Source organism: Polaromonas sp. LjRoot131, assembly GCF_964252805.1.
Classification (GTDB): domain Bacteria; phylum Pseudomonadota; class Gammaproteobacteria; order Burkholderiales; family Burkholderiaceae_C; genus Polaromonas.
The window spans coordinates 533,907-546,663 of the sequence record NZ_CAXUPF020000003.1 but is presented as its reverse complement, the minus strand read 5'-3'; the positions used below and the strand labels follow the sequence as shown (position 1 = coordinate 546,663).

At 66.2% G+C, this 12,757-nt stretch carries 16 protein-coding genes; 4 read left to right on the top strand and 12 right to left on the bottom strand.

Annotated elements, in window-relative coordinates:
* Positions 1-70: 70 nt before the first annotated feature.
* From ACSQ27_RS17295 to ACSQ27_RS17270, 6 genes are all read right to left on the bottom strand, one after another.
* Positions 71-448 carry a GFA family protein gene (locus ACSQ27_RS17295; RefSeq protein WP_436156712.1) on the bottom strand — a complete coding sequence of 126 codons (378 nt, stop codon included), beginning with the start codon at positions 446-448 and terminating at the stop codon, positions 71-73.
* Positions 449-488: 40 nt separating this feature from the next.
* Entirely contained in the window at positions 489-956 is a 468-nt protein-coding gene (locus ACSQ27_RS17290; RefSeq protein WP_436156711.1) for a hemerythrin domain-containing protein, read from the bottom strand.
* 136 nt (positions 957-1,092) lie between these two features.
* Positions 1,093-1,656 carry a cysteine hydrolase family protein gene (locus tag ACSQ27_RS17285; protein WP_436156710.1) on the bottom strand — a complete coding sequence of 188 codons (564 nt, stop codon included), beginning with the start codon at positions 1,654-1,656 and terminating at the stop codon, positions 1,093-1,095.
* Positions 1,643-2,140: a DUF421 domain-containing protein gene (locus ACSQ27_RS17280; protein WP_436156709.1), complete on the bottom strand. Its 498-nt coding sequence runs from the start codon at positions 2,138-2,140 to the stop codon at positions 1,643-1,645. Before ACSQ27_RS17280 ends, ACSQ27_RS17285 begins: the two co-directional genes overlap by 14 nt.
* Before the next feature lie 21 nt (positions 2,141-2,161).
* Positions 2,162-2,338: a DUF3606 domain-containing protein gene (locus ACSQ27_RS17275; protein ID WP_436156708.1), complete on the bottom strand. Its 177-nt coding sequence runs from the start codon at positions 2,336-2,338 to the stop codon at positions 2,162-2,164.
* A 112-nt stretch (positions 2,339-2,450) separates the two neighbouring features.
* Entirely contained in the window at positions 2,451-3,896 is a 1,446-nt protein-coding gene (locus tag ACSQ27_RS17270; protein ID WP_436156707.1) for a DHA2 family efflux MFS transporter permease subunit, read from the bottom strand.
* Positions 3,897-4,204: 308 nt separating this feature from the next.
* On the opposite strand from ACSQ27_RS17270, the gene ACSQ27_RS17265 reads away from it, so the two are divergent.
* Complete coding sequence (locus ACSQ27_RS17265; protein WP_436156706.1) at positions 4,205-5,020, top strand: hypothetical protein; 816 nt, start codon at positions 4,205-4,207, stop codon at positions 5,018-5,020.
* Between the two features lie 34 nt (positions 5,021-5,054).
* Here ACSQ27_RS17265 and ACSQ27_RS17260 read toward each other — a convergent pair whose 3' ends face one another.
* From ACSQ27_RS17260 to ACSQ27_RS17240, 5 genes are read right to left on the bottom strand one after another with little or no spacing between them, the layout of a single operon-like run.
* Positions 5,055-6,587: an MFS transporter gene (locus ACSQ27_RS17260; protein ID WP_436156705.1), complete on the bottom strand. Its 1,533-nt coding sequence runs from the start codon at positions 6,585-6,587 to the stop codon at positions 5,055-5,057.
* Positions 6,584-7,354, bottom strand: a complete 771-nt coding sequence (locus ACSQ27_RS17255; protein WP_436156704.1) for a DUF899 domain-containing protein — start codon at positions 7,352-7,354, stop codon at positions 6,584-6,586. Before ACSQ27_RS17255 ends, ACSQ27_RS17260 begins: the two co-directional genes overlap by 4 nt.
* Positions 7,355-7,386: 32 nt before the next feature.
* The gene (locus ACSQ27_RS17250; RefSeq protein WP_436156703.1) at positions 7,387-7,764 is read right to left on the bottom strand and encodes a VOC family protein; all 378 of its coding nucleotides are present in this window, start codon (positions 7,762-7,764) and stop codon (positions 7,387-7,389) included.
* Between the two features lie 40 nt (positions 7,765-7,804).
* Positions 7,805-8,269 carry an SRPBCC family protein gene (locus ACSQ27_RS17245; protein WP_436156702.1) on the bottom strand — a complete coding sequence of 155 codons (465 nt, stop codon included), beginning with the start codon at positions 8,267-8,269 and terminating at the stop codon, positions 7,805-7,807.
* Positions 8,164-8,619, bottom strand: a complete 456-nt coding sequence (locus ACSQ27_RS17240; RefSeq protein ID WP_436156701.1) for an ArsR/SmtB family transcription factor — start codon at positions 8,617-8,619, stop codon at positions 8,164-8,166. Before ACSQ27_RS17240 ends, ACSQ27_RS17245 begins: the two co-directional genes overlap by 106 nt.
* Before the next feature lie 456 nt (positions 8,620-9,075).
* On the opposite strand from ACSQ27_RS17240, the gene ACSQ27_RS17235 reads away from it, so the two are divergent.
* Positions 9,076-9,405 (top strand): hypothetical protein, encoded by a 330-nt coding sequence (locus ACSQ27_RS17235; RefSeq protein ID WP_436156700.1) that lies wholly within the window; start codon positions 9,076-9,078, stop codon positions 9,403-9,405.
* 187 nt (positions 9,406-9,592) lie between these two features.
* Here the strand turns inward: ACSQ27_RS17235 and ACSQ27_RS17230 are convergent, their stop codons facing one another.
* Positions 9,593-11,146: an ABC transporter substrate-binding protein gene (locus ACSQ27_RS17230; RefSeq protein ID WP_436156699.1), complete on the bottom strand. Its 1,554-nt coding sequence runs from the start codon at positions 11,144-11,146 to the stop codon at positions 9,593-9,595.
* A gap of 233 nt (positions 11,147-11,379) precedes the next feature.
* On the opposite strand from ACSQ27_RS17230, the gene ACSQ27_RS17225 reads away from it, so the two are divergent.
* Together ACSQ27_RS17225 and ACSQ27_RS17220 are read left to right on the top strand one after the other, a co-directional pair.
* On the top strand, positions 11,380-12,258 hold the full coding sequence (locus tag ACSQ27_RS17225; RefSeq protein WP_436156698.1) for a helix-turn-helix domain-containing protein: 879 nt from the start codon (positions 11,380-11,382) through the stop codon (positions 12,256-12,258).
* Positions 12,259-12,289: 31 nt separating this feature from the next.
* Complete coding sequence (locus tag ACSQ27_RS17220) at positions 12,290-12,739, top strand: VOC family protein (protein WP_436156697.1); 450 nt, start codon at positions 12,290-12,292, stop codon at positions 12,737-12,739.
* Positions 12,740-12,757: the final 18 nt, after the last annotated feature.

The following is a 12,757-nucleotide window of genomic DNA, read 5'->3' as shown; positions in this document are numbered from 1 at the left end:
CTTGCTTTTAATCTGCGTCAATCTGCGAAATCTGCGGATGAATTTGCATCCCCAGATTACGCGGCACGGGCTACCAGAGGTTCTTGCCGTCTATCACGGTGACAGGCGCCGTGGCCGCATCGAAGTCATCGAACAGGCGTGCGTTGACGCCTATGCGGCGGGTGCTGCCGTCCCAGCTGCCGTCCATCTCGAAGGCCGGACTGTCGCTGTAGGTGGCGATGCCGCACTCGGGGCAGAAGTGATGGTCGACCAACTTGGTTTGCCAGCGATAGATCGCGTCGGCGGCCGCGGGTGTCGTCACATGGAACTGCTCGGGTGTGTAGTACGCGAGCAGCGCGCCGCGCTTGCTGCAAAAGGAGCAAGTGCAGCGCGTGAGCTGGGCCGGCATGTCGCCGTCTATGCGAAAGGCGTTTTTGCCGCAATGGCAGCTTGCGGTGATGATCGCCATGCGCCGTCTCCTGATTGAACTGCAGTGAAGCCAAGCCGCGTCAGGCGGCGGCCATGAGTTCCTGTTTACGCGCGTCTATCTGCGCGCCCAGCTCCACCATGTCCAGCCGGGTGGCACGGGCCTTGGGGAAAATCTCGTTCTGCTCTTCCTTGACGTGGTGCTTGACGTACTCGGACATGACCTTGATCTTGGCATCGAACATTTCGCCGTCGGGCTCCAGGCCCTCGACCTGGGCGATCAGGTCCTTGAGAGTGGCGTGCTCGACGCTGGCCTCGGGAATCAACTCGTGGTCCTTGAGGGCGGCCTTGACGGCGGGATAGAAAATTTCTTCCTCGACCTGCGCATGCACCGTGAGCTCCTTGCAGATCTGGGCGACCAGCTCCTTCTTCTTGGCGGTGGAGCGGCTTTTTTCGTACTGATCAAACAGCTCACTGACCAGCTTGTGGTCGGCCCTGAGCATGGCGGTGGCTTCCTTGTGCACGGGCGAGGCCTTGGTGGTGGTGGGCATGGTGGTTCCTTCAATGGGTTGATGAAAAGTCGTCGCAATCCGCGAGCGGGCTGTTCCGCGATTCTTGGGAGGCCGCGATCAGCGCGGGGTAGGCCAAGCCTGCCAGCGCATGTAGGACGCGCGCGGGGGGAGCCACTCACGGTCTCACAAAAGCCGAGGGCGAAACATCGCACTTCAGGATGCGTGCCATATAGGCCAGCGACTGCTTGTGGTATTCCGCCGATTCAGCGGCGCAGCAATCGGAGGGCACCTGCAGCTTGAAGCCGCGCAGAAAGCCGTCCATGGCGGTCAGCTGCACGCACATGTCGGTCGCTACGCCGGTGATGATGATGTCCTTGACGTCCATGCGGGCCAGCAGCAGGTCCAGCGGCGACCCAAGGAAGGCCGAGTGCCGCGGCTTGAGGACGGTGAGGTCGCCGCGCCCGGGCCGCAGCAGGCGCGCCATCTCGCCGGAAGCGCCGCGGCTGCCGGCGCAGCGCTCGACCAGGCTCTGGAAGTCGGACTGCCATCCGCCGTAGTTGTCGTTGGCATAGATGGCGGGCACGCCCTGTTCGCGCAGCACGGCTTTGAGGGCCGCTGTGGCGCGCGCGGCTTCGACGGCGCTTGCGGCCAGGTCTTCGGCACCCGGAAAATCCATGGGGTTGATGAAGTCGATCAGCAGCAGCACACGGCGGCTGCGCGGAAGCTCATCCGTGTTCACGGGACAGGGCCAGCGGCGGGCTGGTGGTTTCCTTGAGGATGCTGATCTTTCCGTCGGCCTCGAGGCAGGCGAACTTCATGTCGGACTGCTCGCAGTCGGCCTCGCGCAGGGCCTGCTCGATGTCGGCCATGGGAACCCGATGCTTCTTGAGGACCTCGTCGAATATTTTCCCGTCGCGCCCGACCAGCACGGGCCGGCCTTCCATCACGGTCTGCAGGCGGGCGCTGCGCGAGGTGGCAAAGGCGACGAGCACGTTCAGGGCCACCAGCGTGGCGGCGGCCAGCAAGCCGCCGGTCACCGATTCCTCACCCCCGTTCAGCCCGCTGGAGACGGCCTCGCTGAGCAGCATCACGACCAGCAGGTCAAAGGGCGTGAATTGCCCGACGGTACGCCGGCCCGAGACACGGACCATGGCCAGCAACGCGCCGTAGATGATCGCGGCGCGCAGAGGCAGTTCCCACCAGTCGGCATGGAGGTCGAACATGTTTGGTGCGCACAGGGCCGCTTATTTTTTCGCGAGGTGGGCGCGCACGGCCTCGGCCGAATGGCCCACCGCCTTGACGGCGTCGCGCAGTTGCTGCTCGGTGCAGCCCAATGATTTCATCCAGTCGCGCAGCTCATGGGCCTGCTCGAGGGAGATCAGCTTGCGGTCTGCGCCTGTCTTGCTTTTGTTGTCGGACATGGGTTTCTCCTGGAGGGAAAAGCCGCATCGTAGGCTTCGCCCTTTGGCCCGGCCTGTAGGACGGCAACGCCTCGCGCGGGCAGCGCTTTCCCATGGCCGGACGGCGTGAGGCCTAGTGCGTGGCCGCGGCCGGCTTGGCGCCGGCGGCCGCCGCGCCCGCGGGCCTGAGCAGCACGGCGCCCAGCACCGCGGCCACGGCCGCGAAGATGGCGCCGATCACAAAGGCCAGCTGGTAGCCGCCGTTGAGCGCGGCGACCGCCTCCACGCCGGCGCCGGACAGTGCCGTGGTGCGTGCGGCCGCGAGGCTGGCCAGCACGGCCAGGCCCAGGGCGCCGCCCATCATGAAGGAGGTGTTGACCACGCCGGAGGCGATGCCGGACTCTGCCGGGTCGACGTCGCTCATGGCGGCCAGCAGCACGGGGTTGAAGGCCATGCCGGCGCCCAGGCCCAGCAGCAGCATGCCGGGCAGCACGTCGAGCGCGAAGCTGCCGGCCACGGGTGCGCGCGCGAACAGCGCCAGGCCCAGGGCGGCCAGCAGCAGGCCGGCGGCCAGCGGCGCGCGTATGCCGAAGCGCATGACGATCTTGGCCGACAGGCCCAGCGAAAACGCGGCCATGATGAGGTTGGCCGGCAGAAATCCCAGGCCGACCTGCATCGCGCTGTAGCCCAGCACCAGCTGCATGTACAGCGCCGAGATGAAGAACCAGGCGAACATGGCGGCAGCCCAGAGCACGCCCACGACGTTGGCGGTGGCGACGTTGCGCAGGCGGAACAGGCCCAGCGGCATCAGCGGCGTCTGCACTTTGGACTCGATGGCCAGGAAGACGGCCATGAGCACCGCGGCCGCGCCCAGCAGGCCTAAAGTCTGGCCCGAGAGCCAGCCGGCCTCGTTGCCGTTGACGATGCCGTAAACGGCCAGCATCAGCGAACTGGTGACGGTGATGGCGCCCCCCACGTCGAGCTTCGCGCCGGTGGACTGGCCCTTGCCGCCGGGCAGCAGCATGAGGCACAGCGCGAAGACCGCGCCGCCTATGGGCAGGTTGACCAGGAAAATCCAGTGCCAGCTCAGCGAGTCGGTCAGCACGCCGCCCAGCAGCACGCCTATGCTGCCGCCGCCGGCACAGACAAAACCGTAGACGCCCATGGCCTTGGCGCGCTCGGCCGGCTCGGTGAACAGATTCATGATGAGCGACAGCGAGATCGCCGAGACCACCGCACCGCCCAGGCCCTGCACCGCGCGCGCGACGACCAGCAGCGCCTGCGAATTGGCGATGCCGCAGGCCAGCGAGGCGACGGTGAACAGGCTGAGCCCGGCCAGGAAGAGCCGGCGGTGGCCGTACAGGTCGCCGAGCCGGCCGCCCAGCAGCAGGAAGCCGCCGAAGGTCAGCATGTAGGCGTTGACCACCCAGACCAGCGAGGTCTCGGTGAAATGCAGGTCGGTGCGTATGGATGGCAGGGCCACGTTGACGATGGTGGTGTCGAGCACGATCATCAGCACCCCGAGGCACAGCACCATCAGGGCCCACCAGCGCTTGCGGCTGTCCATGTGTTGTCTCATTTGCGGTTTCTCCTCTGCTTCATTGATGAATGTTGAATGTCTTCCGTCAAATCAGGGCAGGTTCTGGTCGATCCGGCGCGCAAACCATGCCGTGGCCGCGCATGTTACGCCAATGTCCGGTAAAGCCGGCGGTCGGCATGCGTCGCGCCCTGTCCTACAAACGCCTCGGATTTTGGCGGATAGCCAGGCGGGATCACGCTGGCTAATTTAGAACCGATTCTTGAGGACAGGAAACGGGAGCCTTGCGGCATTTTTAAAACACTCGCAACACGCCGCGCACTTTTAGCCATGGGATGTATTTCATGCGGATGACACCATTGCCCCGCCTCGCAGGTCGGGTCCTGAAGACGGCCGGGCTGGGCGCCCTGGCGCTGCTGGGCGGCGCGGCCCTGGCCCAACCCTCGCCGGCGCTGGACCGCGCGAGCTTTTCGATAGGCGCTTTCCACGCCGACCCGACCTTCAACGCGGCGGTGAACACCAACTTCGGCCGGCTGGACTCGGGCGACTCCAAGAGCAGCAGCGTGACCATGCCGCGCATCAAGGCCGACGTGCTGCTGTTCGACAGCCAGGGCCTGTCCTTCGACTATTACCAATTCAAGCGCGGCTACGGCGACTCGCTGGCCAGCAACTTCAACACCGGCAGCGGCACCGTGACGACCACGGGCACGGCCAACCTCGACGTGAAGGTGGACTTCGCCAAGCTGGCCTACAAATGGTGGCTGGGTTCGGGCAATACCGTGTTGGGCCTGGGCCTGGGCGCGGCCTACTACCGCGTGGGGCTGGACCTGAACGCCACCGCGGCGGTCACCGGCGGCGGCACCGGCAGCATCCGGCAAAGCGACAGCGACGACGCGGTGGCGCCGCTGCTGGAGGTGGGCCTCAGGCATGCGATTTCGCCGGACCTGCGCCTGTTCGCCGACGCCTCGGGCGTGAAAAAAACCGGCAGCAGCGTGCGCGGCGAAATCTACAACGCCGCTGTGGGCGTGGAATGGTTCCCGATGAAGAACGTCGGCGTGGTGCTGGACTACGGGTTGACCGACATCGACCTGCACCGCGACAGCAACAATGCGCGCTTTCGCGTCAAGCTCAAGGGGCCTTCCGCTTTCGTCAAAGTACGTTTCTAACAGCCGCTTCATGCCGCGGGCCCTTGCAGTTGGCTCAAGGCGCGGACCCGGCCGGCGAACCCGCACGCGCCTGCCGCAGCATGACGGCCGCCAGCACGGCCGTGCCCAGAACCAATGCCGCGCTGATGCCGGCCGTGACCTGGAAGGCCTGGGCATAGGCTTCGCGCGAGGTGTCCAGCAATGCCGTGCCGCTGGGGCCCGGCAATTCGGCCGCCACCGCCACGGCGCCGCCCAGGGTGCTGCGCGCGGCCTCGGCCGCCGCGGTGGTCACGCCGCTGAGCACGCTGCCTTCCATCGCGTGGCGATACACCCCTGTCACGACGCTGCCCAGTACTGCGATGCCGAGGGCACCGCCAAATTCCGAACTGGTTTCTGAAATCGCCGCAGCGGCGCCTGCGCGCCCGGGCGGCGCGGAGCCCACGATGAGGTCGGTTCCCAGGGTGACCACGGGTGCCAGGCCCAACGAAAAAATCACACTGCCGGTCACCAAGGTGGCCAGGCCCGAGGCGCCGTCCACCTGCGTGAGCACCCCGAACCCCGCGAAGGCCAGCGCCAGGCCGCCGGTGACCGCCAGCCCGGGGCGGATGCGCCGCGCGATGACGGGCGCCAGCATGGAGCCCACCACAAAACCCAGGGCCGAGGGCACGGACCACAGGCCGGCCTCCAGCGGCGACAGGCCGATCACCAGTTGCAAATACTGTGCGATGAAAAGAAAGGCGCCGAACGCACCGAAAAAGCAGAAGGTGTTGATGGCCAGGGCCGCGCTGAACGCCGGTTCGCGAAACAGGGCCAGGTCAATCAGCGGGCTGGCCAGCCTGCGCTGCCTGCGCAGGAAGGCCGCGCCTATCCCCAGCCCGGCGAGGATGCAGCCGACGGCCAGCCAACCCGGGCCGCCTTCGGCGATGCGCTTGAGGCCGTAGATGACGGCGAGCACCGCCGCCAGCGACTGCATCGCGCTCAACAGGTCCAGCCGGCCAGCATCGGGGTCGCGGTATTCGGGCAGCAGCACGGGGCCCAGCACCAGCAGCAAGACCATCACCGGCACGCTGACCAGGAACACCGAACCCCACCAGAAGTGTTCGAGCAAGACACCGCCGACCAGCGGACCGATGGCGCCGCCCACCGAATAGCTGGTGATCCACACGCCGATGGCCACGGTGCGCTCGCCGGCATCGAGGAACATATTGCGGATCAGCGACAACGTGGAGGGCGCGAGTGTGGCCCCGGCCACGCCGAGCAGCGCGCGCGTGGCGATCAGCATTTCGGCGCTGGTGGAAAACGCGGCCAGCACCGACGCGGCCCCGAAAGCCGCCGCGCCCATCAGCAGCAGCCGGCGCCGGCCTATGCGGTCGCCCAGCGTGCCCATGGTGATCAGCGAGCCGGCGATCATGAAGCCGTAGATGTCGACCATCCACAAGAGCTGCGCGCCGGTGGGCTTGAGTTCGGCGCTCAGGTGCGGCACCGCCAGGTTCATGACCGTGAGGTCCATCGAATACAGCAGGCAGGGCAGCGCGATGACGGCCAGCCCTATCCAGTCGCGGCGCGTGGCTTTGGGGGACACCGTCATGCGGCGCCGGCCTCGGCGTGGCAACAGGCCTGGGCCATGGGACCCGCCGCGCCGTATTTGTCATGGTGGCGCACCCAGGCCATGGGAAATGGCAGGCCGTCTTCACCGCGGCCCCTGGGCGTGAGGTCCATGTAGTTGTAGGCGCCGACCAGCAGGTCCGCGCCGCGTGCGTAGCTCGAATAGGTGTGGAAGACGTGGCCCTGGCCGTCGCGCGCGAACACGCTGACGCCGTGCAGCTCTTCCATGCCCGCGGCATCTTCCATGCGGTAGTTGTAGTTGACCTTTCCGCCGGCGAGCTCTTCGGGTGTGAAGGAGACGTGGTGGTCGTGGTTGAAATCGCTGCCAAAGGACGACACCCACTTGAAGCGCCAGCCCATGCGCTGCTTGAAGGCGGCGAGTTGGGCCAGCGGCGCGCGCGAGACCACGGCCAGCGTGATGTCGCGCGCGGCCAGGTGCGCGAGGGCGCCGTCGATGTGGTCCGACAGGAAGGAGCAGCTGGGGCAGCCCTCTTTCCAGTCCGGGCCGAACATGAAGTGGTAGACGATGAGCTGGCTGCGCCCTTCAAACAGGTCGGCCAGGCTTTCGGGCCCTTTGGGGCCGTCGAACACATAGGCTTTGTCGACCGGCAGCCAGGGCAGGCGGCGCCGCTCGGCGTTGACCAGGTCGCGCTGCGCGGTGAGTTCTTTTTCGCGGGCCAGCAGCAGGCGGCGGGCGGCGAGCCATTCGTCTTTGGACACGAGGGCATGCACGGCGGGGTTGGCATTCACGGGGCGGGACTCCTTGGGGCGAAGCAGGTGGATCAGTGGTTATGGATGTGCAGGATGTTGCCGTCCGGGTCCTTGAACCAGGCGCCCTTGAAGTCGCCGGCGACATGGGCGTCGCCCTGCAGCGCCATGCCGGGCATGTCGTAGTGTTCGAAGACCACGCCCTTGGCCTTGAGCGCCTTCATGATGTTGTCGAACTCGTCGCCCACCGACCAGGTGCAGGACGTGGCCTGGTTGGTGCCGGCGAATTGCGAGACATAAACCAGGACGGTGGCGGTGCCGCTCTGGTAAGTGAGCACGTCCTCTTCCTCGGCTTCCAGCGGCGTGAGGCCGAGTTTTCCTTCGTAGAATTTTTTCGCGGCGGCGAGGTCCTTGACGGCGATGGTCGCCATGGCGTTTCGGTTGGCCAGCATGGTGGACTCCTTTCAAGATGATGTGTGTGGGTGAGGGTTCTCAGGTGCGGGACGATTCAAGGGCAAAGAGTTTGTCGAGCTTGGCGAAGGCGCCGGCCCAGCCCTGGTTGTGGCTGTCGCGCGCGGCCTGGTCGAAGAATTTCTCATGCACGAACACAAGCTCGGTGCCGCCACCCGAGGGCCTCAGGGTGACCGTGACGCGCGACACGCGTTCAGGCGTGCTTTGCCAGCCCCAGTCGAACACCAGCTTGTGGGGCGGCTCGACTTCAAGGTAGGTACCGCTCACGTTATGGGTTTCCTGGCCCGGCACGCCGAAGCGGATGTGGTAGCGGCCGCCCACGCGCACGTCCATCTCGGCAAGGGTGACGACGCCGGCCGGGTCGGGGCCGAACCACTGCGCTAGCGCTTGCGGGTCGGTCCACGCGCGCCAGACTTTTTCGCAGCTGGCGGGGTAATGCCGGGTGAAGTTGACGGACGGCTTGCCTTGCGTTGCGCTTCTTTCCATGGCGGGTTCAGCTCCTCTTGGTGGTACAGGTAGCGGCCCAGCGCGTCGAGGCGCGCGGACCAGAACTTCTCGTAACGGGACAGCCACATGGCGGCCTCCTGCAGGGGCTCGGGCGAGATGGCCAGGTTGACGACCCGCCCGTCCTTGGCGCGTGTCACCAGGCCCGCACCCTCGAGCACGCGCAGGTGCTTCATGAAGCCGGGCAAGGACATGCCATGCGGCTGGGCCAGCTCGCCGACGGACAGATTGCCGCGCTCCAGGTCTTGCAGCACCTTGCGGCGGGTCGGGTCCGCGAGCGCGGCGAACACGGCATTGAGGGCCTCGTCGGGATCATCTTTATACTTAACCATTAGGCTTAGTATTGAGCGGGCAGCCGCGACTTGTCAACCCGGATGCAGCGGGAAAATGTTTTTTTATGTTGTCGCGTGCAGCCTGTCCACATTGGCGCGCGGCACGCTCCTCCTCTTGCCCCTTCCCCCTTTGGGGAAAGGCAGGGATGGGGGCTCCCCCGGCTACATATTCAAAGCCGGCCATGTCATCGATCGCTGCCGGCCCCCATCCCAACCTTCCCCCAGAGGGGGAAGGAGCGAGAGCGGCATCAGGCGATTGCGCCGTTTTCATCAAATTCAAGCTTTGGCGCGGAGATATCCCGCAAAGAAATGTGTCCGGCGTCCGCCCTCAGGTAAACCGGCGCAACACCCTGCAAGAACACTGGTATTGGGGCCGGGGGTAGCATCCAATGGTGCTTAGACAACTCCCCCAGGAAGACCATGAGACAGCCCACGACAACGACGACCCCTTCCCGTTTGAACCGTCCCCGCATCCTGATGCTGGGATCCCTGCTGGCCCTGGCCGCCGCGGCCGCCCTGCTGGCCGCGCAGGCGAACGCCCAGACCCCGGAGCCGGCGGCAGCCGCCTCGGCACCCGCAGCCCCGGTCGTCGTCTACTACGACCCCAATGACCTGGAACGCGCTTTCAAGTTCATGGACAAAACCGGTGACGGCAAGGTCAGCCGCGACGAGGCGTCGAACTTTCGCGGCGTCTCGAAACACTTTGACGAGGCCGACGTGAACAAGGACGGTTTTCTGTCACGCGAGGAATTCGACAACGCCATGAACCGCAGCAAGGCGCCCTAGCCGTTCAAACAACCCTCCTGGCGTTGTTGCGCCGCCTTGCCGCGCTGTAGCACTGTCTGCGGCGTCGCGCCCGGCCAGGACCGCTTCGCTGGGTTTTGTGAACGGCTCTGAGCTCGGCGATACAACACAAAAAAAAGCCGTGCGGCTTATGGCCGCACGGCTTTTGCTTTTCTGAACCTGCCTGGTTTCAGTTCTTGAGCTTGACGTTCCAAAAGAAAGGCCACAGCGCAGGCTGGTAGTTTTCGAGTTTGGTGGACTTGGCCGACAGGCTGTTGAACTTGCCGATGTCGATGTAGGGCACTTCGTCATACACGAGCTGCTGCACCTTGCCCCACAGCGGCGCACGCTTGGCGGGTACCGGCGTGTGGTTGAACTCGAGCAGCGCAGCCTGCTTGCCGGGTGTGTTCCACCAGCCGGGCGCGCCGTCGCCGAGCTGCGGCGGCGAGAGCATGGGTTCGGGCAGCAGGCCCGAATGCGTCACGTAGATGTCCCAGGCGGCGGAGTCGTTGCGGCGCTGCACCAGCGTGGCCCAGTCGACCACCGTGAGCTCGGCCTTGATGCCGGCGCGCTTGAGCTGCTCTGCCATGACGACCGCCATGTTGTAGTGGAAGTCGTACTGGCGGCTCGTCAGGATGCGCACCGTCTCGCCCTTGTAGCCGGCGGCTTCGGCCAGGCCCTTGGCTTTCACCGGGTCGCGCTGGTTGTAGCTCTCGCCACCGGCGGCGGAGTAATAAGGCGAGCCCTGCGGGAAGTGATTGGCCTCGGCCGTGAAGAAACGCGTGTCGCCGAAGCCGGCGGCCATCATCTCGCCGGGGCCTATGGCGGTCTGGATGGCCTGGCGCATGCCCTTGTTGGCGTTGATGCCCTCACGCGTGTTGAACACCAGGTAAGGGAAACCGAAGGCCGGGGTGATCACGGCGGTGGCGCGGCCGCCGGCTTTTTCGAGGCGGGCCAGCGCGTCTATGGGCAGCAGGTCGGCGAAGTGGAACTGGCCGGACATGGCGCCTTCGACGCGCGTGTTGGGCGTGGGCACGGGGATGAAGCGCAGCTCTTCAATAAAGGCCTCGCGCTTGCCGCCGTAGCCGTTGGCCGGCTCCTTGCGCGAGGTGTAGCCGTCAAAGCGCGTCAGCACCACGTACTGGTCGGTGCGGCGTTCCTTGAACTTGTAGGGGCCGGTGCCTATGAAGTCGCGCAGCGGAATCTGCACCGCCTCCTTGGCCATGATGGCGGCCATGCCGCTGGGCAAAGCCAGCTGCGCGAGCAGCGGCGCGTAAGGGTTGCGCAGCGTCAGCTCCACCGTGAGCGGGCCGGCCGATTTGAGTTCGACGATTTCCTTGCCCACGGCCTTGCCGCGCGGCGCTTCCTTGATCCAGCGCTTGAGGCTGACGACCACGTCTTCGGCGTCGAGCGCGCGGCCCGAATGCAGCTTCACGCCCTTGCGCAGCGTGATGGTGACGACCTTGCCGTCGGCCGAGAAGCGCGGCATGCCCTCGGCCAGCATGGGCACCACGTTCCACTTGGCGTCAAAGGTGTAAAGCGGCTCGTACACGTGCTGCATGATGGTGCCGACCAGGTCGGTGGTGGCCTGCATCGGGTCCAGCGAGGGCGGCTCGCCCACCATGGCCAGGTTGGCCGCCGAGGCCGTGGTCTGGGCCAGCGCGGGAGCACCTCCCTGCAAGGCGGCCATCAAGCCAAAAACCAGTGCCGGCAGCAGCCGGCGTGTCTGTATGCGGTAAGCCATAAGCACTCCTACGTGAAAGTTAATTTCAGAATTCGTAGGATATTTGGCTAATTGTGAGATTATGTAAGTGATTACCCTGGGAGTCGTGCGCTTAGTTTGAAATTAAATTTCGTTTTACAGGGAAGTTGAATTTGCAGCCAGGAATCGCCGCAGGCTGCGCAGCCGCATGTCCGGCCGCATGACAGGGCTGCCGCCAGGGCCTAGACTGAAGGCAAGCCCAGGCTTTCAATCCCATGCAACGCTCACCCCATCCCTTGCTCGCGCCCTACGTCAAGACCGCGTGGGCCAGCCTGCCCGCGGCCGCTGAGGCCAAGGCGGTGCCGGCGCGCGAGCACGTGCTGCCGACCGGGCTGATGCATCTGGTGTTCCGCCTCTCGGGGCCGGCCGTGCGCATCTTCGACAGCGCCGCCGACGGCGAAGGCCGGCAGCTCGGCCATGCGCTGGTGGGCGGCCCGCGCGCGGGCTTTTACGCCAAGGACGTCACCGCCCCCTCCCCTTCGGTGGGCGTGCAGTTGCTGCCCGGCGCGGCGCAGGCCTTGCTGGGCCTGCCGGCCGATGAACTGGCGGGGCAGCACGTGAGCCTGGAAGACCTGTGGGGCAGCGGCGCCAGCCTGGCGCGCGAGCAGTTGCTGGCCGCCGCGACGCCGCGGGACGCGCTGCACCGTCTTGAAGGCTTGCTGCTACAGCGCCTGCGCGCCGGCCCGGCCCAGGCCGCGCACCCGGTGGTCATGCTGGCCTTGCGGCAGTTCGAGGCGGGCATGGGCGTGGAGGACGCGGTGGCCCGCAGCGGCTACAGCCACCGGCAGTTCATACGCCTGTTCTCGCAGGCGGTGGGCCTGGGCCCCAAGCTGTATTGCCGGGTGCGGCGCTTCCAGAAAGCCCTGCCGGGGGTACAGGGCCCGCTGGCCCTGGCCGCCGTGGCGGTGGAGGCGGGCTACAGCGACCAGCCGCATTTCAACCGCGAGTTCCGAGAATTCGCCGGCCTCACACCCGAGCAGTACCGGCTGGCGCGGCCGGCCTCGGCCAACCATGTGCCGGTGCCCGGGCTTGCCGCATCTCTTTCGCGGCCGCATGTCAATTTTGTTCAAGACCGGATGGGCGCTGGTCTATAGACTTCGCGCATTCCCTTTCAGAGGAGCCGGCATGGCCATCCACGAACTGTTTGCCTACATCCACGTCAAGGGCGCTGAAGAGGCCCTGGCGTTTTACATCTCGGTGTTCGGGGCGACCGAAAAATTCCGCCTGACGGAGCCCGGCGGCCGCATAGGCCACGCCGAGCTCGACTTCGGCGGCACCACGCTGATGCTGTCCGACGAGTTCCCGGAATGCGGCGTCGCGGCGCCGGCGCAGGGCGCGGCGGCCAGCGTCACCCTGCACCTGCACGTCGACGATTGCGACGCGCTGATCGCCCGCGCGCTGCAGGCCGGCGCCACGCTGGAGATGGCCGCGCAAGACCATTTCTACGGCGAGCGCTCGGGAAGCTTTCGCGACCCCTTCGGCCACCGCTGGAGCGTGGGCCACAGCATTGAAACGGTGACACCCGAGGAGATGCAGCGCCGCTATACGGCGATGATGGAATCGCCCGGCACCTAGGAGCTGTTGGGCTGCCGG

What these genes read in the sequence shown, in the direction of transcription:
- ACSQ27_RS17295 (WP_436156712.1), bottom strand. Translation starts at nt 448, where the DNA reads ATGGCGATCATCACCGCAAGCTGCCATTGCGGCAAAAACGCCTTTCGC.
- ACSQ27_RS17290 (WP_436156711.1), bottom strand. Translation starts at nt 956, where the DNA reads ATGCCCACCACCACCAAGGCCTCGCCCGTGCACAAGGAAGCCACCGCC.
- ACSQ27_RS17280 (WP_436156709.1), bottom strand. Translation starts at nt 2,140, where the DNA reads ATGTTCGACCTCCATGCCGACTGGTGGGAACTGCCTCTGCGCGCCGCG.
- ACSQ27_RS17275 (WP_436156708.1), bottom strand. Translation starts at nt 2,338, where the DNA reads ATGTCCGACAACAAAAGCAAGACAGGCGCAGACCGCAAGCTGATCTCC.
- ACSQ27_RS17270 (WP_436156707.1), bottom strand. Translation starts at nt 3,896, where the DNA reads ATGAGACAACACATGGACAGCCGCAAGCGCTGGTGGGCCCTGATGGTG.
- ACSQ27_RS17265 (WP_436156706.1), top strand. Translation starts at nt 4,205, where the DNA reads ATGACACCATTGCCCCGCCTCGCAGGTCGGGTCCTGAAGACGGCCGGG.
- ACSQ27_RS17260 (WP_436156705.1), bottom strand. Translation starts at nt 6,587, where the DNA reads ATGACGGTGTCCCCCAAAGCCACGCGCCGCGACTGGATAGGGCTGGCC.
- ACSQ27_RS17250 (WP_436156703.1), bottom strand. Translation starts at nt 7,764, where the DNA reads ATGCTGGCCAACCGAAACGCCATGGCGACCATCGCCGTCAAGGACCTC.
- ACSQ27_RS17245 (WP_436156702.1), bottom strand. Translation starts at nt 8,269, where the DNA reads ATGGAAAGAAGCGCAACGCAAGGCAAGCCGTCCGTCAACTTCACCCGG.
- ACSQ27_RS17240 (WP_436156701.1), bottom strand. Translation starts at nt 8,619, where the DNA reads ATGGTTAAGTATAAAGATGATCCCGACGAGGCCCTCAATGCCGTGTTC.
- ACSQ27_RS17230 (WP_436156699.1), bottom strand. Translation starts at nt 11,146, where the DNA reads ATGGCTTACCGCATACAGACACGCCGGCTGCTGCCGGCACTGGTTTTT.
- ACSQ27_RS17225 (WP_436156698.1), top strand. Translation starts at nt 11,380, where the DNA reads ATGCAACGCTCACCCCATCCCTTGCTCGCGCCCTACGTCAAGACCGCG.
- ACSQ27_RS17220 (WP_436156697.1), top strand. Translation starts at nt 12,290, where the DNA reads ATGGCCATCCACGAACTGTTTGCCTACATCCACGTCAAGGGCGCTGAA.